This window comes from Advenella sp. (assembly GCF_052108595.1).
Lineage (GTDB): Bacteria > Pseudomonadota > Gammaproteobacteria > Burkholderiales > Burkholderiaceae_B > Advenella.
In genome coordinates this window covers 1-23,278 of sequence record NZ_JBQEAU010000070.1, presented here as the reverse complement: position 1 = coordinate 23,278, position 23,278 = coordinate 1, and the positions used below count along the sequence as shown (strand labels likewise).

Below are 23,278 nucleotides of genomic sequence, written 5' to 3'. Positions count from 1 at the left end.
CTGCAGGGGAAAAAGCCCGAGAGCGTGATCAGTCAGTGCGGGTCGGGTGTGACGGCTTGCCATAATCTGCTGGCCATGGAAGTGGCAGGTTTATCGGGCGCTGCGCTGTATCCCGGCTCATGGAGCCAGTGGTCCAATACCGGCGGCGCGCCGGTCGCAATGGAGTGACGCGGGTGCGTTCAGTTGGCTAACCCAGTGTTGCCAGCTCGGGATTCCAGACAACTTCCCAGAGATGACCGTCCGGGTCAGAAAAATAGCCGGCATAGCCACCGTAAAAGGTATCCTGTGCCGGCTTGACAATGGTGGCACCGGCCGCTTGTGCTTCCTGCATTACGCGATCCACTTCGTCCTTGCTGTCTACATTGTGGCCGATACTCAGTTCGAGCATTGAGCGCGGTGTCTCAGATAGACCGGTATCGACAGCCAGACTCTTTCTGGGCCACAGGGCCAGTTTCAGGCCATTGTGCAAGTCGAAAAAAGCCACGGCACCGTTTTCGAATTCAGTACCGATGATGCCCTTTGTGGCCAGGCCCAGCCCATCTCGATAAAAGGCCAGGGACTTTTCCAGGTCTTCCACGCCCAGCGTCAGAACGGTGATATGGGGTTTCATGCGATGCGCTCCTGAAAAAAACTGCGGGTAAATAAAACGATGTATGAGATAGCCTGCCAGATGAGACTGACGCAAGCAAAGCCAAGGCAGCGCGGGAGTGAAGGAAAGATATGGTCAGTTTTTGAACCTTGCCCTGAACGGTCGTCATGCCTGATATTGTTGTTCCTTTCGTTCCCGCTGTTCTTGTAATAAAAACACAGAAAGCCTGGTTATGACAAGTGCATTATCTTTTTCTATATGCATCGTATCGCCATTGCCCGGAAAACCAATAGCGTCAGCGGTTGCTCTTTTTATGAAAAAACGTACGGGTGCGGTGGTATGTTTTCAAGGCATGAAACTTCCGCCGTTCACATCGAGAATTGCGCCGACGCAGTAGCCGGAATGTTCAGATGTGAAATAGGCTACAGCCTCGGCGACTTCTGACGGTGCACCCATCCGGGCTGCCGGAATTGCGCTGGCCAGACTAGTATTTGTCGTTGTATCGACAGCGGCAGTCATATTCGATTCGATCCGGCCGGGTGCGACACAGTTCACGGTTATGCCGTATTGTGCAACCTCTGCTGCCAGCACGCGCGCAAATCCCACTGTCGCAGCCTTGCTTGCCTGGTAGTGGGCGCCGGGAACGATGGTGCGGGTACGTGCTGCCTGGCTGGCAATCATGACGATGCGACCCCATCCCCTGTTATGCATACTTTGTAGGCACGTGCGCGTAACCAGAAACATTCCGTTCAGGTTGACCGCCATGACTGAATTCCATTCTTCCAATGACATGTTCATGACGGGACTCTTTTGCCCGTTTGCCTTTGGGGAAATGCCTGCGTTATTGATGAGAATGGATAAGTCTGCCCACCAATCTCCCAGCTGTTCTGGAAGCGTCTGGACTGCCTGGGGATCAGTGATATCGATCTGAACTGCACGCGCGTCGATAGCGCGATCACGCAGTTCCTGCGCCACAACGTGTACAGATGCTGAAATATCAACCAGGACAATTCGGTGTCCATCTTGCGCAAGACGCTCACCAATAGCCAGACCGATCTTGCCTGCTCCCCCGGTTATCAGTGCGACGGCGGGTTTGTTATTGATCATTCATTTCCTCTGATAGCGGTTATATCGGCGCGGCACCGATCGAAAGCCCGCCACAAACATACAATACCTGGCCGGTCATGAATCGTGCGTCGTTCGAGAGTAGGAACGCGATAGGTCCGGCGATGTCATTCGGTTCTCCCAGCCGACGCAAAGGGATGCGGTTTTGCAGTGCCAGCGTCTCTTCTTCAGTCATGGGATTGTTGCTGTGAAAAAGCGCAGTGCCAATCGGTCCCGGCGCAATAGCGTTGACCGTGATGCCGTGCTTGCCCAGTTCCAGTGCCCATGTTCGGGTATAGCCGATCAAGCCGCTTTTTGCAGCCGCATAGGCCGATCGGCGAGGCATTCCAAGCGCTGCCCGGCTTGAAATATTAATCACTGCTCCTCGTTGTGAGCGAATCAGGGACGGCAGGCAGGCTTGCACACATTGCAACGGGGCACGCACATTGATAGCAAGGATTCTATCGAGCTCTTCAATGGAGGTGTCTTGAACAGTGCTATTGGTTGTCAGCCCGGCGTTGTTCACAATGCTGTCGACTTCATTCTCTGCGCAGATCTGAGTCAGCGTTTCGGCGGTTGTCCGCGCGTCAGCCAAATCCGCACAGTAGAACTTGCCAGGAAATGCGCCTTCAGGCGCTGAACGCGCCAGACCGATAACCGTATGACCGTCCCGGTCAGCGCGTTCGGCCAGCGCCAGTCCAATACCACGGCTGGCACCGGTAATAAGCACGGTTCTTGGATTTTCCATTGTCGTCATTCCTTGGCCATGACCCCAGAGGCTTTAACAACCTTGGCCCATTTCTGGACATCTGCTTTGACCACGTCGGAGAAGGCCTGCGGCGTATTCGGGTCTGGTGGCATACCTACGCCGCGGTTGACCAGAGTATCTTGCGTTTCTTTATCGGCGAGCGATATATTTACCGCCTGATTCATCTTGTCGATAGTCGGTTTGGCAGTGCCCTTGGGCGCAAAGAGCCCGAACCAGGTCTGGACCGCAAAGCCGGGTACGCCGGATTCGCTCAGGGTAGGAATATCGGGCGTCAACGGCCATCTTTTTCCGGTCGTAACGCCAAGTGCACGAAGCTTGCCGGCATCAACATTGGGTTTGACAGTTGGCATATTTTCAAAAACGGAATCGACCTGTCCGCCCAACAAGGCAGTCATGGCCGGCCCGCTGCCATTGAAGGGAACATGCAAAACATCGGTGCCGGTTTCGATTTGGAACAGTTCACAGGACATATGGATTGTGGAGCCTGTGCCTGATGAGCCACAGGTCAGCTTGCCCGGGTTCGCCTTGGCATAGTCGATGTATTCTTTGACCGATTTAATGGAAAGCTTGGGATTGACCACCAGCAGATTCGGCACGATTCCGAACAGGGACACCGCCGCAAAGTCCGACGTAATATCATAGCCGGCATCTTTATAGAACGTGTGATTGATGGTATTGGCAGCGCTGCCCACATAGAACGTATACCCGTCAGGTTTTTCCCGTTTGACAGCGACAGCGCCGATGTTGCTGTTGGCGCCTGGCCGGTTGAGCACAATAATGGCCTGTCCCAGTTTTTCCGAGGTTTTTTTTGCGACGGTGCGGGCGACGATGTCTGTGGTGCCGCCTGCCGCATAGCCGACGATCCAGGTGATCGGATGGGCGGGCCATTGCTCGCCGTTGCTTGTTTGCGCATGGGAATAAGTAACAACGCTGGTGCCCAGTATAGAAATGGCACCTAATGTCAATATTTTATAGTTCATTTCAGTGTCTCCGAAGCCTCTTGTTTATGGTCGTTCTCAATTCGAAGGGCGTACGATTGAGATTCATGCCTGTCGTGCTAACGTGCACGCCATGTTTGCCGACATCAACAAAGGTATCATGGGACGTGCCGATGGTTTATACAATTTCAAGGCCTGATTGTTAATCGTTTTGCTATAAATATTAGATTACCTTTTGCCCGGTACGCGATACATCGCGATCAGTGGGGCAAGTGCTGACTACCAATCGTCTTGCTTAAAATACAAGACGCAAAAATCGACAAAAGACTGCACGAACGGGTCCATTGCGTGTTGTTTGCTTGCAATGCCCACTGATAACTGCGGACTTGTCTGCATCAGAGGAAGATATTTCACTCCATACATCGACAGCCTGCGCTGAGACTTTGGTACGGGACAGAAGCCCTGTCCTGCCGCAACAAGTGCGAGCGCAGTATGCATGGTGGTTATCTGCAGAAAATCACTCGTTTTGATCCTGTGCTTGATGAACAAGTCCCGAAACAACGCGCGCGTGCTGCCGCTGGCATGATGGCTCGGAAAACCTATCATCGGCTGATTATGCAATTCGGTGACCGATATTTGATCTCCGGCATGGGTCGTCCAGCCCTCAGGAATGGCAATCCAATAAGGCTCGGAGAATAGCCGAGTGACGACGACGTTCTGGTCATGCACGGGTTCCCGGACAAAGGCGAGATCGACATTTTCGGTTGTCAGGACGGCGATTTGATTCTGTGTTGCATGTTCAACCAGCTTGATCCTGACGTCTTTCCGGGTGTTGGCCCATTGCGCAAGCAATCGCGGTAAAAACGTATAGGCATGTGCATGTAATATTCCAAGGCGCAAGGTGTTCATGTTTCGTAATCGGGCATCCCGAATGACTTCTGCACACTGGTCAAGATCGGCAAGAATGCGACGGGCATGAGGAAGAAGACTTATGCCGTCATCGGTCAGCGATACGCTTCGCGTGGTACGGCAAAACAGGGCGCAGCCCAGTTCCTGTTCCAGTGCACGAATATGCTCGCTCAAAGGCGGCTGACTGATGCCCAGACGCTCCGCAGCGCGGCTGAAGTGCTGTTCCTCTGCGACGGCGACAAAATAGCGCAATTTTTTAATATCGATCATTTATCTTATTTTCATATTAATAATGGGATAAAACTATATTGGACTATCATAATAGTGAACAATTATACTCCCCTCTGTTGCTCAGATCAGAGCTCAATTGGAGGACAATTTCATGGAAATCAGGAAGCTTACCGGAACCATCGGGGCGGAGATTTTTGGTTTGGATGTATCCAAGCCGTTTTCGTCGGCGATTCTGGCCGATGTACGTCAGGCTCTGCTGGATCATTGTGTGATTTTTTTCCGCGATCAAGAGTTATCGATGCAGGAACATATTGCCTTTGTGCAGCAATTCGGTGAAATCAGTACAAGCCCGGTTTACAAGACGCTGGAGTCTCATCCGCAAATCATGCCCGTGATCAAGGAAGCCACGGATACTGGGATTATTGGAGACACCTGGCATACCGATGAAACATATCAGGAAATGCCGCCTCTGGGCTCGGTGCTGTATGCCCGGCAAGTGCCATCTTTCGGGGGAGATACCCTATGGTGCAATCTTTATCGGGCGTATGAGAACCTCTCGGATAGCATGAAAAAGCTGCTTGAAGACATGTCGGCCATCCATACCAACGAATACCTTACCGGCAATGTTGCCGCGCGCAACGAGGGACGATCAACAAAGCTGTTGGAGACAGTGGGTGTAAATTACGTGGCTCATCCGGTGATCCGTACTCACGAAGAGACCCAGCGGAAATGTCTTTTTATCAATCGCCCCTTTACGCATGCGTTCGAGGGCATGACGCGCGAGGAAAGCCTGCCCTTGCTCAATTATCTATACGATCACAGTACAAAGCCTGAAAACACCTGCCGCTTCAGATGGCAGAAGGGCTCAATCGCCTTCTGGGATAACCGCTGTACGATGCATTATGCCATTAACGATTATCCCGGGCAGCGGCGAGAAATGCATCGCATCACCGTCAAGGGCGTCAAGCCTCGGTAAAAACAGCCCAGTGCTCGAGCACGCATTTTTCCTGAACAGCAACGTAAGAAGCCGAGGCAGACGAGTACGTAGCGTTGTGCGATGCTAGCGGGTTGGTGAACGCAGTGCATCGGCAGGCGTATTGCCATCGAGCCGGATAATCGGTACTGCGCCTGTAGCGTTTTCGGGTAAACTGCTTTTGTCTGGCAATTTGAGCTGGATTACTTTGCAGATCAATACCGATTACAGCGATGAAACGAACGACAGGCATTCGCATGACCGTGTGGCTGGGCATACTCGCCGTATGCCTGGCCGTGTTCATGCCTGGCGTCAATGCATTGAAAAACCGCTATCAGGGCAGCGGCAACGACATTTTCATGGCTGATATCTGTTATGGTGCGCAGGCTGTCCAGGCGCCTGCCGTGGCTCAGAACAGCACGACATCGCCCGGGCTGCCGGCCAGCGGCCACAGCACACACGCAGACGCTGATGAGGCCACCGCTGGTTTAAGCATTACTCACGCCGCGCATGGCGGGATGCCGACATTGTTCGCTTCCCTGGCCGGTAGTGATTCTCCTGCCTCCTCAGGCCACAGCGCCGATCACAACGTCGAATGTCTTTATTGTGGCTTCTTCACCCATCATCTGCCGTTGCTGTACAGCGCAAACTTGCCGACCATGTCCTATGGCTTTGTCGGCCGGATAGCGCCACAACATCAGCATGCCTCCTATTATGCGCAGCCGGCCTTTGTGCCCCTGTCACGCGCCCCTCCGGTATTTTCCTAAAAAACGCTGTTCCCATGTCGACATGATGCTGCGGCTTAGCCTCGCAGTGCATCCTGTCGCCGCATCGTTATCTGTTTTTCAGGAAATCTCATGATGTCCCGTACGCGACACCCCTCGGCCGAAACTGCTGGTGCGGCCGCCTTGCCGATGGCCCGTTATGCCATGCTCTGGCGCTGGCATTTTTATGCCGCCCTGTTTGTCATGCCTTTGCTGATCGTGCTCGGTATTACCGGCACTATTTATCTGTATAAGCCTCAAATCGAGGCGGTGGCCTACAAGTCGCAGCTGTATGTCACGCCCCAGGCCTCGCCCAGGCTGCCGCAGCAAACGCTCTATGAAATCGCCCAGGACAGTACGCCTGTCGGCGTACCTATTCTGACGGCTGAAATTCATAATGCACCCGATCGCAGCGCGCAATTTACCTATTCGGATCCGGTGCAGGGCAAGTCCAGTATTTTCTTGAATCCTTATTCGGGCCAGGTGCTGGCCAAAATGCCCACGCTCAACTTCAACGCAACCTACTGGATCGGCCTGGCGCGCCAGATTCATCGCGGTCTGCTGCTGGGTAAAACCGGAGAAGTGTTGATGGAGCTGGCTGCCTGCTGGACGCTGATCATGGTCGGCACTGGTGTGGCGCTGTGGTGGCCACGTCGGAAAAATGGCCTGAAACAGGCCATGATGCCGGATGTGAAGAAAAAGGGCCGCCCGTTCTGGCGTGAAATTCATGCAACATTGGGCATTATCCTGGCTGCCGGCGCGGTGTTTTTTGTCCTGTCGGGGCTGCCATGGACCAGCACCTGGGGCACGCAGTTCAAGCAGTTGGTGGCGCAAGTCAATTTGGGCTATCCACCGGATCCACCTGGCAGCACGTCGCAGGCGCATGAGGGGCACAAAGCAGAGGCAGTTGCGCCCACCCGCGTGCAGGATTTGCCGCTGGAGCATACTGCCTGGGGGGCGGGTCTGCTGCCTGTCCCGCAATCGGGATCATCGGCGCAACAGCCGCGCGCTTCAGTGCATGCAGAGCACCGGGGCCAGCATCACCAGGCGCATGAGGCGAATGAGGCGCAGCCAGGCCACGACAATCATGCTGCCCATGGTGCCGACAAGGCAGGCGCAAACAATGCGATGGCGATGCCCAGCGGCCATGGCCAGCATGAAGGGGCAGCCGAGCCGATTCCGCTGGATCAGGTCATGGCGTTGGCGCACGCCAGCAATATTGCCGACGAGTATTCGATTGCGCTTCCGGCGAACCGCTCCGGCGTCTATTCGGTCTCCTATTACCCGGGTGATCCCACCGGCGAAAAAGTGATGAATGTGGATCAGTACAGCGGCAGGGTCATCAATGGCGTTTCCTATGATCAGTACGGCGTGATCGCGAGAATTATTTCCTTTGCCGTGTCCCTGCATATGGGCACCTATTTCGGCTGGATCAACCAGTTGCTCTGTGCCATTATTGCCCTGGGCCTGTGCACCATGGCCGTGACCGGCTTTGTCATGTGGTGGAAACGTCGTCCGGCGGGCGGTCTGGGCGCGCCCCGCGTTCCCGATGCGCTACCCAGCATGCGGGGCTGGATGATCGGACTGGTGATGTTCGGCCTGGTCTTTCCTGTGACCGGCGCAAGCATGCTGGTAGTATGGCTGCTGGACCGGTGGTGTATGGCTCGTTATCGTCGCGTAAATGGGTTCAGGACAAACACGGTGTGATAAGGGAATGTCGGAGAGGCTGACCGGATATTCTGTCGGTTGGTATACTCTGTCCCTGGACAAACAACCCCACGGATGCATTGCTGTATGAAAACCCTGCTCGCTGTATTGATGGGATGGTGCCTGGGAGCGCTTGCACCTGCGGCTGCACAGAGCACCGAACAGGTCTCGCCCTGCATTGCGCATACGTCGCAAAATAGCGCGCATGTGCATATCGTCAAGATCGATTTGTCCTGCCCATCGATTCAGCTGGTGGGTACTGCGATTGGAACGGCACCCACCACAGTCAAGAATTTTGCGTTTCGCAATCGACTCAATGTCGCCATCAATGCCTCTTTTTTTGACCCTCAGTACCGGCCGCAGGGCCTGGTCATCAGCGATGGTCGTCGCTGGAGCAACACCCGCGATACGCGCCAGCACGCGTTTCTGGCCTGCACGGCCGATAACCGTTGCCGGATCGATAAGCCCAACCATAAGGCCAAGGTGGATCCACAGTGGCGTACCGTCATTTCAGGATGGCAGAATCTGCGCGGCGGCACCTATGTCTGTCCACGAGGCGCTTCAGCCAGTTGCAATCGCAATGCGCGCGGGGCGCATCCGCGTACGTCAGTGGGTCTCAGTCGTGATGGGCGCTGGCTTTATATTGTTGTCGTAGAAGGCAGGCTGCCTGGTTTTGACGGGTTTACATTGAACCAGCTTGCCAGGCTGTACCGTTCGCTTGGCGTGCGCGATGCGATCAATCTGGATGGGGGCAGCAGTACCACTTTGGTCATCAATAACAAACGCGTTAACGTCCTGCCATCGCGTCAGCTGTTTCTGGAGCGCAGTGTCGCAAATCAGTTCGGTATTCGCGACACTACCGTGCGCTAGGCACTGATCGCCGCACTATTTCACTTGTGGATTCGGGCTGTCATTTCCAGCTCGCGTCGACTTTCGAAATAACGCTCCATGCCGGTCACCGGATCGGTAAACTGCATGCTGCGCGCCAGCAGCTGCAAGGGGTTGTCAAATGTTTCATCAGTGCGCAGCGGTTTGAGTTCCGGATAGTATTCGTCATTGCAAATGGGCATGCCCAGGGCATTCATATGCACGCGCAATTGATGCTTCCTGCCCGTGACCGGCTCCAGCCGGTAATGACCCAGTGTGCCGTTGTGCGCCAGAAGTTCAATCCGGGTGCGGCTGTTGGGCAGGCCGTCAATTTCGTGCATGACAAAGACCTGTCCGCTGCGACGGATCAGGCTTTCGCGTAATAGGGGGAACGTCAGGTCACCACGCCAGGGTGCGACTGCTTCATAAATTTTGTGTACGGATCGGGTTTGGAATAAGGTCTGGTACACGCCGCGGCGATCCCGGTCTGCGCAGAACACCAGAACGCCGGCCGTGTCCCGGTCCAGTCGGTGAATGGGGTTGATATGCGGGTTACCCAGTTGATCGCGCAGACGCACCAGCGCCGTCTGGTGCAAATGGCGGCCCCCGGGAATACTGGCCATGAAATGAGGCTTGTCGATGGCAATCAGCAATTCATCCTGGTACAGAATGTCGATATCGAACGGAACGACCGTTTCCACGGGCACTTCCCGGTAGTACCAGAGCCAGGTGTCGGGAGGGAAGGGGCTCTCCAGCGAGAATGGCTTGCCCTGCGGGTCCACCATATCGCCTTTGGCCAGCCTTGCCCGAAGAACGTCGGCGTCCATACGTGGGAACTTGGCGAGCATAAAGCTCAGCAGATCGGGCCAGGTTTCGCGCGGCAGGTAGACCCGGCTGGGCGCGACGCCATTTTTGACAGGAAGCGGGGGGAGCACAGACATACAGCAGGCAAAGTGTGATGAAAATAAAAACCGCAAATAGGAAATTGCAGGACGGGCAGATCGGTTGTATATGGCAGATGAAATGATGCTGCGGCGGTGCTGTTGCTATTGCAATTGGCATGGCGCATTGTCCGCTACATACCAGGGCCCTGCCGCTTTAATGCTTGTCCGGTTCGCGGCAGGCACCGCTTGCGACGATGCCTGCCATTGCCAATAGATTACCTCAGAGCAGCCAGAATGGCTTCGACGGTTGCCTTGGCGTCGCCGAAACACATGCTGGAGTTCTCGCGGAAGAACAGCGGGTTCTGCACGCCGGCATAGCCGGTGTTCATTGAGCGCTTGAACACCACCACATCACGCGCTTTCCACACTTCCAGTACCGGCATACCAGCAATGGGGCTGGCCGGGTCTTCGCTGGCAGAGGGATTGACTGTATCATTGGCGCCAATGACCAGGACCACATCGGTATCAGAAAGGTCGTCATTGATTTCGTCCATTTCCAGCACGATATCATAGGGAACCTTGGCCTCGGCCAGCAGCACGTTCATATGACCGGGCAGGCGGCCTGCAACAGGATGGATGCCAAAGCGCACGTCAATACCTTGCTTGCGCAGCAATGATGTGATTTCAGCGACCGGATACTGCGCCTGCGCCACCGCCATGCCGTAGCCGGGGGCGATGACCACGGAACTGGCGCCCTTGAGCATCTCGGCCACGTCTTCGGGCTTGATCTCACGGTATTCGCCGGTCTCTTCTTCGCTGCTACCACTGCTGCTACCATCCGTGCCGAACCCGCCGGCAATCACTGATAAAAACGAGCGATTCATGGCCTTGCACATAATGTAGGACAGAATGGCGCCGGATGAACCGACCAGGGCGCCGGTCACGATCAGCAGGTCATTGGCCAGCATGAAGCCGGCTGCCGCTGCGGCCCAGCCTGAGTATGAGTTGAGCATGGAAACTACAACCGGCATATCGGCGCCGCCAATGGATGCGACCAGATGCCAGCCGAAGGCCAGTGCAATGATGGTCATGATAATCAGTGCCGTTGTGGAGCCGCCGTTAGAGACGAAGATCCACAGCAGGATGAAAGACACAACCAGCGCCGCGGCATTGAGCTTGTGTTTGTGTGGCAAAGACAGCGGCTTGGAGCTGAAGCTGCCGCGCAACTTGCCAAAGGCCACAATCGAACCGGTAAAGGTGACTGCGCCAATGAACACGCCCAGGAATACCTCGGTCAGGTGAATATTGAGTAACGCGCCTTCGGGCATGGCGTGCTGTTGTGCTTCGATATAGCTGTTATAGCCGACCAGCACGGCGGCCAGACCCACGAAACTGTGCAAAACGGCAACCAGTTCAGGCATCTGGGTCATCTCTACCTTGCGTGACAGATGCAGGCCAATGGCGCCGCCGATCAGCATGGCCACGATCACCCAGATCACCGAGGCGGAGTTGGGGCCCAAAATGGTTGCGATCAAGGCGATGGCCATCCCGGCCATGCCGAAACCGTTGCCATAACGGGCGGTGTCCTGGCGGGACAGACCGGCCAGACTGGCAATGAAAAACAATGCCGCAATAATGTACGCGGCCGTAACGAATCCTGCACCCATCTTATTCTCCTTTGCCTTTCATGAACATTTTCAGCATGCGCCGTGTAACGAGGAAACCACCGGCAATGTTAATGCTGGCAATGAGGATGGCGATAAAGGCCAGGATATTGACCAGGCCGGAGCCGTGGCCGATCTGCACCACGGCGCCGATCACAATGATGCCGGAAATGGCATTGGTGACCGACATCAATGGTGTGTGCAGGGCGTGTGTCACGTTCCAGACCACGTAATAGCCGACAACGCAGGACAGGACAAACACCGTGAAGTGAGACAGAAATTCTGCGGGCGCGTTGGTGCCGATCCAGGCAAAAATCACGCATACCAGGGCCAGGACGCCGAATTTGAAGGCGGGCGATTTGGGTGGTTTGACTGGTTTGGGTTCTACTTTCTTGGCTGCAGGCTTGTTGGCCGCTGCGGAGACCTGAATCGCCGGAGGCGGGTAGGTAACGCTGCCGTTATGCACAACGGTCATATTGCGAAAAACAGTGTCTTCCTGGTCCAGCAGAATCTGCCCGTCTTTTTCCTTGCTCATGAGCTTGCTCAGATTCACAAGGTTGGTGGCGTACAGTTGTGAAGACTGGGCGGGCAGGCGGCCGGGCAGGTCGGTATAGCCAATGACCTTGACGCCGGACGCGGTCGTGATGACCTGGCCGGGCTCGGTGTATTCGCAATTGCCGCCAGCTGCGGCAGCCATATCCACGATGACCGAACCGGCGCGCATGGAGTCGACCATTTCACGTGTGATCAGCTTGGGTGCAGGTTTGCCGGGAATCAGGGCTGTGGTAATGATGATATCCACTTCTTTGGCCTGCTCGGCGAACAGCGCCATTTCCGCCTTGATGAATTCTTCGGACATGGTTTTGGCATAGCCGTCGGAAGACGAGCCGTTTTCATCGCCAAACTCCAGTTTCAGGAACTGGCCGCCCATCGATTCAATTTGTTCGGCCACTTCCAGGCGGGTATCGAAGGCGCGTACGATAGCGCCCAGCGAACCTGCGGTACCAATGGCTGCCAGACCGGCCACACCGGCACCGATAACCAGCACTTTGGCTGGTGGCACTTTGCCGGCAGCAGTGATCTGGCCAGTGAAAAAGCGTCCGAAATGATGCGCGGCTTCAATAACGGCGCGATAGCCGCCAATATTGGCCATGGATGACAAGGCATCAAGCGATTGGGCGCGCGAAATACGCGGCACCATGTCCATGGCCAGCACGGTGATGCCGTGCTCAGACAGTTTCTGCACGAGTTCGGGATTTTGTGCCGGCCAGATGAAACTGACCAGCGTGGCGCCCGTTTTCATGCGGGCAATTTCAGTGTCGTCGGGCGCATTGACCTTGTAGACGAGGTCAGATTGCCACACCTGATCGGCAGGGGCGATGCTGGCGCCCGCCTTTTCGTAGGCGGCATCGTCAAAGCTTGCTGCGGCGCCTGCGCCTGATTCGATCACAACGGTGAATCCCAGCTTGAGCAGCTGTTCTACCGAGGTCGGCGTGGCGGCGACACGCGTCTCCCCGGCAAGTTGTTCTTTTACTATCCCTATCTGCATGCAGATCTCCTTTGTAGCCTCCCCGTTTTCGGGGCGTCAGTAACCGGAAAGTTACATCATACGGAGACTGACGTGTTTTGCAAGGCGATTGGCCTGATCAGGCGTTTTTGCTGCCAGATTGTGCATTCCTCAATCAGCAGGTGACCCATTTGCGTGCGCCGTTGGCCAGTCAGACGCGGCGTGATTGCGCCAAAGCTGAAGGCCACTTGCGTGATGGCTGAGACCGAGAATGCATAGCCCACGCCGGCAACGCCGGGTGTGATGGTGCTTTCAATCGAGGCATAGCCGTTGCGCCTGGTCAGGTGGCATTTTTCCAGCAGCATGGGCAATGACAACCCCGACTTGCGATAGATCTGTTCATGCCGTTTGTAGATCACCTCGATGTCGGCGTCGGTATGTGTTGCCAGCAATGCGAGGCCGCCGGCGCCAATGCCCAGAAGACGCCTTTCACCGACGCCAATGGTGAATATGCGCACCGGAAATGCACCGTGTTCGCGAAGCAGGCACAGCACCTGATCGGCTTGCTGTATGACCAGGAAGACGGTGTCTTCGGACAGGCGCGACAGCTTCATGGCCAGGGGGCGCAATTGATCGATCACCGGCGCATGGTGCATGGTGGAAAAACCCATTTGCATGGCGTCGATGCCCAGTTGAAAGCGTTTGCCGTCGGTTTCGCGGCGCGCAAAATTTTCTTCGAGCAGGCAGGTGAGCAGCCGATGCGCCGTGGAGCGTTCCAGCCCGCTTAAGGCGGTCAGCTCACTCAGCGTCAGGCCGTGTTCATTGTGCTGCGCGATCAGGCGCAGCAGCGAGAGTGCGCGGCGGATGCTCTGTGCGCCGGCTTGCTGTTTGGTGTCCATAATATGGGAATTTATTAAAAAACATTTTGTATTGTAGGAGTGGTTGATGCGTTAATGCAATCAAAAGCGACATTCAACAGACCTCGCCATGGGTCATAAAGGAAGAGACAATGGGCTATCAGCATATAGAGGTATCGGATCAGGACGCCATACGAACGATGACATTGGCGCGGGCCGGGGCGCGCAATGCGCAGAGCCAGGCGCTGCTGGATGAACTGGATCAGGCCATGCGTGAGGCCGCTGCCGATCAAACTGTCAGGGTCGTGATTATTGGCGGCGCAGGTGACCATTTTTCTGCCGGCCATGATTTGAAGGAAGCCCAGGCCAGCCGTGCCGATTTCAGCGTAGAGCAGCGCTGGGCCTACGAGTCGCTGCGGTACTTTGATTACTGCATGAGAATCTGGGATTTTCCCAAGCCGGTCATCGCCCGGGTGCAAGGGGCCTGCGTGTCCGGCGGCTTCATGATCGCCAATATGTGCGATCTGGTGGTCTGTTCCGACGACGCGTTTTTTTCCGATCCCGTTTGTCATACGCTGGCAGCTGCAGCCACCGAGGTCCTGATTCATCCATGGGTCATGGGATTGCGTTGCGCAAAGGAAATGTTGTTTACCGGCGAGCGAGTAACCGCCGAGCAGGCCTTGCAAATGGGCATGGTCAACCGCGTTGTCCCGCGCGCGCAACTGAACGATGAAACCATGGCGCTGGCGCGACGGGTTGCAGCGGCACCGCCGTTTGCCCTCACGCTGGTCAAAAAATCGCTGAACCGGACACTGGATGCACAGGGTCTGCGTACCGCACTGTCTGCTCATTTTGATGTTCATCAGCTTTCGCATATGAGCGACGAGTTTGCCCAGGTCAAGAAAAAAGGTCTGGCCCAGGCGATCCAGCGCAACAAAAGCGGTGACAGTGCATGAGTCTTGAACCGTTATTGAATCCGCGTTCCATTGCGATGATCGGGGCCAGCGACAATGCCGGCCGCATTGGCGGCATGCCGCTGGAGCTGTTGTCGCACTTCGGTTTTGCCGGAGAGGTCTATCCGGTCAACCCAAAATATGACGAAGTGTTCGGTTATCGCTGTTACGCGCAGGTCGAAGACTTGCCCGAAGTGCCGGATCTGGCTGTCCTGGCCATTGGCGCCCGCGATGTGACCGCCATGTTGCGGCGCTGTCATGCCGTTGGCATTCGCGCTGCCGTGGTCTATGCCGCAGGATTTGCTGAAGAGGGCGCAGCAGGCTTGCTGCTGCAGCAGGAACTGGTGCAGTTTTGCCGAGAAAGCGGCATGCAGGTGGCCGGCCCCAACTGCATGGGCCTGGCCAACCTGAATACGCGTGCATTCACGGCATTTGCCGCCATCTTCAAAACCGCCAGCATGCAAAGCGATACAGGCTGCGTCAGCGTGCTCACGCAAAGCGGTAATGTATGTTCTGCGCTATACGGGCTGGTGCGTGCCCAGGGCTTGCCCGTTTCACATTTCATCAATACGGGCAATGAGGCGACGGTGGATTTTGCACAGTATCTGGCGTATCTTGCGGATGATCCGCATACCGAGATTGTGCTGGGCTATGTAGAACAAATTCGCGATGGTCGGCGATTCATTGACGCCTGCCGGCGCTTTCAGGCGCAGGGCAAAGTGCTGGTGGTGCTCAAGGCAGGCGTGACCGACAAGGGCGCGGTGGCCGTGCAATCGCATACGTCTGCTTTGGCGGGCGATCAAAAGATATACGAAGCAGCCTTTCGCGATCTGAATGTGATTGCTGCAGACGACTTCGCGCAAATGGCCAATATAGCCATGCTGGCGCGGCTGCGCCATCGGACCGCAGGCGCGCGCATTGGCGTGGTGACCATGTCGGGCGCACTGGGTGCGATCCTGACCGATCGTTTCATTCAGGCCGGCCTGCAGTTGCCGGATCTTCCCGACGATGTACAGGCGCAACTGCGCCAGGGCATTCCGGCTTATGGCATGGTGGGCAACCCTGTGGATGTGACCGGCAATATTGTCAATGATCCGCAATTTATCGTGCAGGTGCTACAAGCGCTGGCGATCACGCCCGCACTGGACACGGTGGTGATCAATGCGCCAGGGTATATGCTGGACCGCATGGCGCAGCCGCTGATTGATGTCGTACAGAAATATCCGCGCCTTTTTGTTGCAATCGATACCGGCAGCGCGAGCTGCCGTCAGGCCTTGCGTGAGGCGGGCGTTGCCGTGTTTGACGATTTGGGACATGCGGTCAGGGCATTGGGACCGTTTTTGACTTGGCAGGAACGTCGTGGCCAGCCGAATGCGCCAGTTGATGACACTTGTGATGGCCATACGTGGATTGATTCGCAACCGATGGCCGGGCGAGTCAAGGCGGCGAGCGGCCATGCCCGGATTGATGTGCCACATTTACCCTGTCACGAAGGGGACGCCCGCCACTACCTGGCTGGTTTCGGTTTGCCTGATCCGGATGTGCGCATTGTCGGGACGCGTGAAGAAGCGGCTGCGCTGGCTGACCAGTTAGGCGTGCCGCTGGCGATGAAAGTGGTCAGCGCCGATCTGGCGCACAAGACAGAGGCAGGTGGCGTGTTGCTCAATATCACGGGCGCGCAGGCTGCGGCCCAGGCATATGAGCAAATTTTGGAAAACTGCCGCAACTATCAGCCCGGCGCGGCGATTGCAGGTGTGATGATCACGCCAATGCAGCAGGGCGTGGCTGAGTTGTTGGTGGGCGCTACGCGCGACCCTGTATTCGGACCGGTGTTAACGGTGGCGCTGGGCGGAATCATGACCGAAATATATCGTGATACGGCACATGCTCTTTTGCCGGTCACACACAGCGAGGCGGTGCAACTGCTGCGCAGCCTGAAGGCCTTTGCCTTGCTGGACGGTTTTCGCGGTCGACCAAGCGCAGACGTGGATGCCGCAGCACAAGCCATGGTGGCTGTGGGGCACGCATTTGTGGCGGGCCAGCCGATACTGGATCAGATCGAAATCAATCCGTTGCTGGTGCGGCAAGCCGGCTCGGGCGTGGCGATGCTGGACGCCCTGCTGCTTGCAGATACAGCGACGCAGGCATCAGTGGTGCAGGGGTGATCATACGGTAGCGGCCTGGTCTGCGTAGATGTTCTTTTTTGGTAGGCGCTGCTGTCTGCCTCAGTGGCCGGACCGGCACAGAGCTAATGCAGGGATGACAGACGGGTAAGAGCCGCCGTGCCGACTAGAGCGGCAGAGGTGTCCGTAAGTACCGTTGTCATGAAAGTAACGTATCCGAAATGCAGTTGTGGTAGCAACACGTGGTTTGAAGTCAATTGAATAAAACAGAACGGAGACAAACAATGCAAAAAAAACAAACCTTACTCAAGTGGATGGGCCCGGCCTTGCTGATGGCAACGGGTGCGCTGGCGATCTTGCCGGGAGCGGCACGGGCAGCTTACCCGGACAAGCCAATTACGATCGTGATCCCCTTTGCTGCCGGCGGTGCCGCCGATACCCTGGGCCGATTGCTTGCTGACAAGATTGGTCAGAAGGTCAAGCAGCCGGTGATTGTGGAAAACAAACCGGGCGCAGGCACGCTGATCGCGTCGCAGCATGTGGCGAACGCCAAGCCCGACGGCTATACGCTACTGCTGGCCGCATCTTCGCTGGGCACGATTCCCAGCATCAACAAGAACGTCAAATACGACCCGGTGAAAAGCTTTGTGCCGATTACCCAGGTTGCCTCGGTGGTCCATGTTATCTCTGTCAACCCTGAGGTGCCGGTCAAGAACGTAAAAGAGCTGATCGAATATCTGAAGCAAAACAAGGGCAAGGTGAGCTACGCCTCGCTGGGCACCGGATCCTCGACGCAACTGGAAGCCGAGATGTTCAAGAATATGGCCAATGTCGACATGCAGGATATTCCTTATAAAGGCAGTGCGCCGGCGTTGACTGATCTGATCTCCGGGCGGGTGCAGGTCATGTTCGATGCCTGGGCATCAACCGGGCCTTATGCCAAGGCAGGCAAAGTGAAGGTGCTGGCTGTGACGACGGACAAACCGTCGCCTTCTATTCCCGATATGCCGACCATTGCCCAGGCGGTGCCCGGTTTTTCTGCCATGCCCTGGCTGGGGCTGGTCGCGCCCAAAGGCACGCCTGCCGAGGTCGCGCAGGTGATTTACAAGGCGGTGCATGAGAGCGTGCAGCAGGACGATGTGAAAGCGAAATTCAAAACGCTGGGGCTGGATGTGATTGCCAGCGATCCGGCCACTTTCGGCCAGTTCATCAGCAAGGATGTCAAAACCTGGGGCGAAGTGATCCGCAAGGCCAATATTACGGTGAACCCATAATGACAGATGAAATGCTGCCACAAAGCCCCGAGGCGTTCCGTGCTTATGTCAGGGCGTGGATGGCAGAGCATTATGCGCAGTTCCAGCGTGACTGGCCCGGCAGGATCGATCCGGTCTCGCTGCAATACCGGCGAGCCTGGGAAGATACCCTGTGCCGCCACGGCTGGTCCGGACTTGGCTGGCCGCGGGAATATGGGGGCAAGGCGCTGCCGCTGTCACATCAGGCCATATATCTGGAAGAGCTGGCCCGCAGTGGCGCGCCTCTCGGGGTTAATCTGATCGGACATGGCATTTTCGCGCCGACGCTATTGCACTTTGGTTCGCCGGCGCAAAAGGCGCGGTATTTACCGGCTATTTTGCACAATGAAGCGATCTGGTGCCAGGGTTATTCGGAACCGGGGGCTGGTTCCGATCTGGCGGCGGTAACCAGCCGGGCGCGTAAAACGGACGGCGGCTATGTTCTGGATGGGCACAAAATCTGGACGTCCTTTGCCAATCTTGCCGATTACTGTTTTGCTTTGGTTCGTACCGACCCGAACGCGCAACGACACCGCGGCTTGAGTTTTCTGCTGGTGGACATGCGCCAGCCCGGTGTCCGGGTCGAGCCCATTCGGCAACTGACCGGCGAGGCAGAGTTCTGTGAAGTTTTTTTTGAACAGGTCAATGTGCCATCGGATTGCCTGCTTGGTCAGGAGGGCGATGGCTGGCGGATGGCGATGGCTGCAGCCAGCTTCGAACGCGGCACCTATTTCATTCCCCGGCTGGTGCAGTTCGAAGGCGAGCTGGGGCGGGTGCGCGGGCTGATCGACAGCGTGGCGCAGGGTTTGAGCCCGATCGCGCTGCAGAACTACCGACAACGCTGGGCAGCCTTGTTCGCCGATAGCATGGTATTGCAGTTGAAATCACGTCGCGCTTTGCTGGCCGCCATGAACGGAGATCCGCCAGGCCCTGAAGGTTCGTCAACCAAGGTGCATTGGAGCGAGGCGCACCAGCGCATGCTGGATTTGGCGCTGGAATTGCTTGGATTGAACCTGTGCGCGCCTGCCATGCAGATGCAGGCCGAAGCGGCATTCTTTGCGCATGCCAGCCTGTGGTCACGGGCCGAGACCATTTTGGCCGGCACCTCGGAAATTCAGCGCAACATTATCGGTGAAAAAGTACTGGGACTGGCAAAGGGATAGAGATGCAACATACCGATGACGATTTGCTGCTAGACCCGGTCCGGCGGTTTCTTGCCGAGCAATGCCCGCTGACGGCGCTGCGTGGCGCCTTGCTGACAGACAAACCACTTGCAGGGGGCGTATCAGGGGGCGTCTTACGGCCAGCGCCCGGGTCGGCATCGCTGCCGAGCGGCAAGGTCGCTGCCGATGATGCCAGTTGTAATGGCCATATATTTGCCAGGTTGTGGTCGCAGTTGTGCGAACTGGGCTGGCCGGGGTTGCTGGTGGGTGAAGCCCGCGGCGGTATCGGACTGGGCATGTCGCAGGCCGTCAAGGTCATGGAGCTGGCTGGCAGCGCATTGCTGCCGCTGCCACTGGGTACGTGGATGAACACGAGCGCATTTCTGTCTGAGCAGGCTGCGCACTCCCCGGTATCTCAATGGCTTGATCGCTGCATGCATGATGGACGCCTTGCCGGATTTGCCATCGATGCCGGCCAAAACAGACTGTTTGTACCGTATTGTCGTCATGACAGCCAGATATTGTTCCTGAGCTATGCGCAAGGCAAGGTTTGGGCCAGGGTGGCTGATGGTATCGCTGGCGGTCCGGGCATCGATCCGTTTATACATAACGGCTGGCTGGGCGCACCTGTATGGCAAATGCAGGACGATTTCGCATGTGATAAGGTCAGTTGGGATGCCTTCGAACTGCGTTCCCGTATGCTGGTGGCCGCCGAGCTATTGGGGGTGGCGGCGCGGGCCCTGGACATGACCAGTGCGTATGCACGGGAACGGCAGCAGTTTGGCCGTCCCATCGGCAGTTTTCAGGCGATCAAGCATCGGCTGGCCCAGGACTGGATGGACCTGGACAATGCCCGTTTGCTGTTGACACAGGCTGCAGCGTGTATGGATTCGGCAAATACAGATCTGGCACAGGCTTGCCCTGAATTGCCAGACCAGGAAGTCCGCCGCGGCGCAGAGCTGGCCGGGCCGACGCTTGCTGCACAAGCACAAGACAGGGCGGATCAGGGCGCAACGGGCGAGACATACATTGAAGAAACGACCCTGATGGCGATATTGGCCGAGCATACGATCCAGCAGGCTGCCAGCACGGCCGTGAGAAATGCCCTGCAGGTGCATGGCGCGCTGGGCATGACCTGGGAATGCGATGTGCATTTTTATCTGAAACGCGTGCATTTTCTTTGCGCCATGATGAATCATCGGCACACTGAGGCAGACCGGCTGCAGCAGGTGTGGCAGCTGAGCGCGGGCCGGATGGCCATATAAGTGCACAATATCGCTTGACGGCAGGGGGGGCACTGGCTATTGTTATGGACCCGCTTGCCTGTGCAGATAAATATCGCTGTGATTTCATGGTTCCGCCGCCACACTCTGGTCGCTCATCTTCTTGTTATTGCGCTTGCCGTGCTGCTGTATTGGCTGTGGCCGGTAGCGGCATTTCTGACCGTCGCCCTATATGTGGCCGTGCTTGGCGTGGCCAGCATGAATATGGCAAGCAATTTGTTTGTGGACACCCTCAGGCATGTTCGTCCTGATGGGGGCGCAATCGGAAAACCAGGCGGGCAGATTGCCATCAGTTTCGATGATAGCCCTACCGAAGGGACCGCGCAGGTTCTGGCCATACTCAAAGCGCATGACGTGAAGGCGACGTTTTTTATTGTGGGCGCTCATGCCGCTGCCCGTCCGGAGCTGTTGCGGCAGATTGTCCAGGAGGGGCACGCCATTGGCAACCACAGCTATAGCCATGCCCATACCCTGCCTTTTAAGCGGCCGGCCACGATTCTTGCCGATATACAGCGTTGCAGCGAGACCATAGCGGCCATTACCGGCGTGACTCCCCGTATGTACCGACCGCCATTTGGTGTGGTCAATCCGGGGATTGGCAAGGCGGTGAGGGCCAGCCGGCTGCCCTGCGTGGGCTGGTCATTGCGCTCCTTTGATACGGCGACTGCCCGTCCGGCGCGCCTGCTGTCGCGTATCACAGGCAGACTGGAGCCTGGTGCCGTCGTGCTGTTGCATGATTACCCGGCGGTCACGCCGCAAATCCTGCCCGATCTGCTGCAGGAAATAAAGCGGAGAAATTTCACTTGTGTTCTCCTGTCGCCCGAGACGCTGCAGCCCTGATACCGGTTCCGTAACCGGGCGGCCGCCGCGCACACGCCCTTGGACGCGCTTATATGCCAAGATCGGCGGACACCATGGGTACGACAGAGGCGACGAGCAGCAGCGCCATCACGATGTTGAAGCCGCGTTGCGTTGCTGCCGTGGTAAACAGCCTGCGCATAAGGGTTCCGCCAAACATCCACACACTGATGCACAACAGATTGATGACGATTGCCATCAGGGAAATTTGCAGCAGGGTCAGCTGTCCGATATTGTCTGGTACATAGATGCTGAACATGCTGATCACCATGATCAGGGCCTTGGGGTTGATCCACTGGAACAGCACGGCGTTCCAGAAACCGAAAGGGGACGCTTCGTTCTGGACGGAAAGCGGCGTCGGGGTAATTGAGGCTATTTTCCAGGCCAGCCACAGCAAGTAGGCCAGCGAGGCGATCTTCAGTAGATCAATCAGCCAGCCGGCGTGCAGCATGACCCAATGCAGGCCGAAAGACATCAGCACGATCATAAGCCCCATGCCCGCACTGATTCCCAGGCAGTGCGGAATGGTGCGGCGCACCCCGAAATTGACCGAAGAGGACAGCAGCATGAGGTTGTTGGGCCCCGGGGTTACCGAAGAGACGGCGATAAAAATGGCAAATGCCATGAGCATGGTGTAAGTCATGAGAGTCTCGATACAGGTCTTGCGTGAACAGACACTATATGACAAGATACCGGTACAGTACCGATACAGTTGTGTGCTGTTTTTTCCTTCCTGTACTGCTGCTTTTACCGGAACAGATTGATGACAAGCCAACCCAGCCCTCCCGTTTCTGCCCAACTGCTTAAGCGATCCGCTGCCAGCGATGGCCGTCGCAACGACCAATCGCCACCTGCGCCCGCAGGGGTCGCTGATACCCATGTCGATCACGACCATCAAACCCCGGGGGCGCCGCTGCTGGCCCATTGGCAGCCGGTGCGGTCGGGTTCGCACACCCTGGTGGACCAGATTGTGGATCGTTTTGTTGTCTGCATTGAGCAGAATGTGTTCAGGCAGGGCAGTCGCCTGCCGTCCGTGCGGCTGCTGGCGCAGGAATTGAATGTCAGTCGCTATACGATTGTCGAAGCGTATGATCGCCTGGTTGCGACCAATCACATTACCGCCAACGCCCGGTCCGGCTATTTCGTTCAGCATAAAAGACAGCCGGCACGGGGCATAAAAAGCGGCGAGATCGTACCGACACTGTCCCAGGATAAAATTGATGTCCCCTGGATTCTGAATCGCCTGTTTTCGCAGCAAAACAATCTGGGGCTGAAGCAGGAGTGGCTGGACACCGAGATCGTCGCGCGTTCCATTCGCAAAGTGGCCCGCAAGATGCAGCCATCTGCGCTCATGTATGGCGAGCCCTTTGGTTTTGCGCCGTTGCGCCAGACCATCATGGCTCAGTTGGCTGCGCACGACTTGCATGTGCAGCCGGCGGGCGAGGTGCTGCTGACCACCGGCGTGACGCATTCGGTGGATCTGTTGATCCGTCAACTGGTCCGGCCTGGCGATTATGTGGTGGTTGAAGAGCCTTGCTGGTTTGTCGTGTTTGCCTATTTGCGCATGGTCGGTGTGAATATTCTGACGGTGGCGCGAACACCGCAGGGGCCCGATACAACGCAACTGGAGGCGCATTGTCGCAAGCATAAACCGGTCCTGTTCATCTGCAACAGTACCGTGCATAATCCTACCGGGTTTACCTTGAGCGCACGTGCCGCGCACGACGTCCTGCGCCTGGCCCAGCAATATGACATGTGGATTGTCGAGGATGATACCTACAGCGAACTCAGTGCAGGCCCACCGCTGCGTATCAGCACGCTGGATCAGTGCGAGCGCACGTTT

The 23,278-nt window shown here is 56.7% G+C and carries 22 protein-coding genes; 12 read left to right on the top strand and 10 right to left on the bottom strand.

The window, feature by feature from the left end; translation table 11 throughout:
• A partial coding sequence (locus ACTIKR_RS13265; protein ID WP_442328065.1) for a sulfurtransferase occupies window positions 1–168 on the top strand: 168 nt, incomplete at its 5' end.
• Window positions 169–187: 19 nt separating this feature from the next.
• On the opposite strand, the gene ACTIKR_RS13260 is transcribed toward ACTIKR_RS13265, so the two are convergent.
• From ACTIKR_RS13260 to ACTIKR_RS13240, 5 genes are all read right to left on the bottom strand, one after another.
• Window positions 188–610: a VOC family protein gene (locus ACTIKR_RS13260; protein WP_193088195.1), complete on the bottom strand. Its 423-nt coding sequence runs from the start codon at window positions 608–610 to the stop codon at window positions 188–190.
• A gap of 324 nt (window positions 611–934) precedes the next feature.
• Window positions 935–1,696, bottom strand: coding sequence for an SDR family oxidoreductase (locus ACTIKR_RS13255; RefSeq protein WP_193088196.1), 762 nt, complete (start codon window positions 1,694–1,696; stop codon window positions 935–937).
• A gap of 19 nt (window positions 1,697–1,715) precedes the next feature.
• The gene (locus ACTIKR_RS13250) at window positions 1,716–2,441 is read right to left on the bottom strand and encodes an SDR family oxidoreductase (RefSeq protein WP_193088197.1); all 726 of its coding nucleotides are present in this window, start codon (window positions 2,439–2,441) and stop codon (window positions 1,716–1,718) included.
• A 5-nt stretch (window positions 2,442–2,446) separates the two neighbouring features.
• Window positions 2,447–3,442, bottom strand: coding sequence for a Bug family tripartite tricarboxylate transporter substrate binding protein (locus ACTIKR_RS13245; protein ID WP_193088198.1), 996 nt, complete (start codon window positions 3,440–3,442; stop codon window positions 2,447–2,449).
• Window positions 3,443–3,679: 237 nt separating this feature from the next.
• Window positions 3,680–4,579 carry a LysR family transcriptional regulator gene (locus tag ACTIKR_RS13240; RefSeq protein WP_193088199.1) on the bottom strand — a complete coding sequence of 300 codons (900 nt, stop codon included), beginning with the start codon at window positions 4,577–4,579 and terminating at the stop codon, window positions 3,680–3,682.
• 112 nt (window positions 4,580–4,691) lie between these two features.
• Here ACTIKR_RS13240 and ACTIKR_RS13235 point away from each other — a divergent pair, with 112 nt between their 5' ends.
• The 4 genes from ACTIKR_RS13235 (at window position 4,692) to ACTIKR_RS13220 (ending at window position 8,854) form a co-directional block, all read left to right on the top strand.
• Window positions 4,692–5,516: a TauD/TfdA dioxygenase family protein gene (locus ACTIKR_RS13235; RefSeq protein ID WP_193088200.1), complete on the top strand. Its 825-nt coding sequence runs from the start codon at window positions 4,692–4,694 to the stop codon at window positions 5,514–5,516.
• A gap of 230 nt (window positions 5,517–5,746) precedes the next feature.
• A complete protein-coding gene (locus ACTIKR_RS13230) occupies window positions 5,747–6,280 on the top strand; it encodes a DUF2946 family protein (RefSeq protein WP_193088201.1) in 534 nt (177 codons plus the stop codon).
• 90 nt (window positions 6,281–6,370) lie between these two features.
• Complete coding sequence (locus ACTIKR_RS13225; protein WP_193088202.1) at window positions 6,371–7,984, top strand: PepSY-associated TM helix domain-containing protein; 1,614 nt, start codon at window positions 6,371–6,373, stop codon at window positions 7,982–7,984.
• Between the two features lie 87 nt (window positions 7,985–8,071).
• Window positions 8,072–8,854: a phosphodiester glycosidase family protein gene (locus ACTIKR_RS13220; protein ID WP_193088203.1), complete on the top strand. Its 783-nt coding sequence runs from the start codon at window positions 8,072–8,074 to the stop codon at window positions 8,852–8,854.
• A 20-nt stretch (window positions 8,855–8,874) separates the two neighbouring features.
• On the opposite strand, the gene ACTIKR_RS13215 is transcribed toward ACTIKR_RS13220, so the two are convergent.
• The 4 genes from ACTIKR_RS13215 to ACTIKR_RS13200 form a co-directional block, all read right to left on the bottom strand.
• On the bottom strand, window positions 8,875–9,792 hold the full coding sequence (locus ACTIKR_RS13215) for a pseudouridine synthase (RefSeq protein WP_193088204.1): 918 nt from the start codon (window positions 9,790–9,792) through the stop codon (window positions 8,875–8,877).
• A gap of 218 nt (window positions 9,793–10,010) precedes the next feature.
• Complete coding sequence (pntB, locus tag ACTIKR_RS13210) at window positions 10,011–11,402, bottom strand: Re/Si-specific NAD(P)(+) transhydrogenase subunit beta (protein ID WP_193088205.1); 1,392 nt, start codon at window positions 11,400–11,402, stop codon at window positions 10,011–10,013.
• Window position 11,403: 1 nt separating this feature from the next.
• Entirely contained in the window at window positions 11,404–12,948 is a 1,545-nt protein-coding gene (locus ACTIKR_RS13205) for a Re/Si-specific NAD(P)(+) transhydrogenase subunit alpha (protein ID WP_193088206.1), read from the bottom strand.
• 56 nt (window positions 12,949–13,004) lie between these two features.
• Window positions 13,005–13,805, bottom strand: a complete 801-nt coding sequence (locus tag ACTIKR_RS13200; RefSeq protein WP_193088207.1) for an IclR family transcriptional regulator — start codon at window positions 13,803–13,805, stop codon at window positions 13,005–13,007.
• A gap of 110 nt (window positions 13,806–13,915) precedes the next feature.
• Here ACTIKR_RS13200 and ACTIKR_RS13195 point away from each other — a divergent pair, with 110 nt between their 5' ends.
• From ACTIKR_RS13195 to ACTIKR_RS13170, 6 genes are all read left to right on the top strand, one after another.
• A complete protein-coding gene (locus ACTIKR_RS13195) occupies window positions 13,916–14,719 on the top strand; it encodes an enoyl-CoA hydratase (RefSeq protein WP_193088208.1) in 804 nt (267 codons plus the stop codon).
• Window positions 14,716–16,881: an acetate--CoA ligase family protein gene (locus ACTIKR_RS13190; protein WP_193088209.1), complete on the top strand. Its 2,166-nt coding sequence runs from the start codon at window positions 14,716–14,718 to the stop codon at window positions 16,879–16,881. Before ACTIKR_RS13195 ends, ACTIKR_RS13190 begins: the two co-directional genes overlap by 4 nt.
• A gap of 242 nt (window positions 16,882–17,123) precedes the next feature.
• Window positions 17,124–18,113, top strand: coding sequence for a Bug family tripartite tricarboxylate transporter substrate binding protein (locus tag ACTIKR_RS13185; RefSeq protein WP_442328064.1), 990 nt, complete (start codon window positions 17,124–17,126; stop codon window positions 18,111–18,113).
• Window positions 18,113–19,294, top strand: a complete 1,182-nt coding sequence (locus ACTIKR_RS13180) for an acyl-CoA dehydrogenase family protein (protein WP_193088211.1) — start codon at window positions 18,113–18,115, stop codon at window positions 19,292–19,294. The genes ACTIKR_RS13185 and ACTIKR_RS13180 overlap by 1 nt, the downstream gene beginning before the upstream one ends.
• A 2-nt stretch (window positions 19,295–19,296) precedes the next feature.
• Window positions 19,297–20,559 carry an acyl-CoA dehydrogenase family protein gene (locus ACTIKR_RS13175; RefSeq protein WP_193088212.1) on the top strand — a complete coding sequence of 421 codons (1,263 nt, stop codon included), beginning with the start codon at window positions 19,297–19,299 and terminating at the stop codon, window positions 20,557–20,559.
• Between the two features lie 78 nt (window positions 20,560–20,637).
• A complete protein-coding gene (locus ACTIKR_RS13170) occupies window positions 20,638–21,417 on the top strand; it encodes a polysaccharide deacetylase family protein (protein WP_193088213.1) in 780 nt (259 codons plus the stop codon).
• A 49-nt stretch (window positions 21,418–21,466) separates the two neighbouring features.
• On the opposite strand, the gene ACTIKR_RS13165 is transcribed toward ACTIKR_RS13170, so the two are convergent.
• Window positions 21,467–22,078: a LysE family translocator gene (locus ACTIKR_RS13165; RefSeq protein WP_193088214.1), complete on the bottom strand. Its 612-nt coding sequence runs from the start codon at window positions 22,076–22,078 to the stop codon at window positions 21,467–21,469.
• A 120-nt stretch (window positions 22,079–22,198) separates the two neighbouring features.
• Here ACTIKR_RS13165 and ACTIKR_RS13160 point away from each other — a divergent pair.
• The coding region (locus ACTIKR_RS13160; RefSeq protein WP_442328063.1) for an aminotransferase-like domain-containing protein at window positions 22,199–23,278 on the top strand (1,080 nt) is incomplete at its 3' end.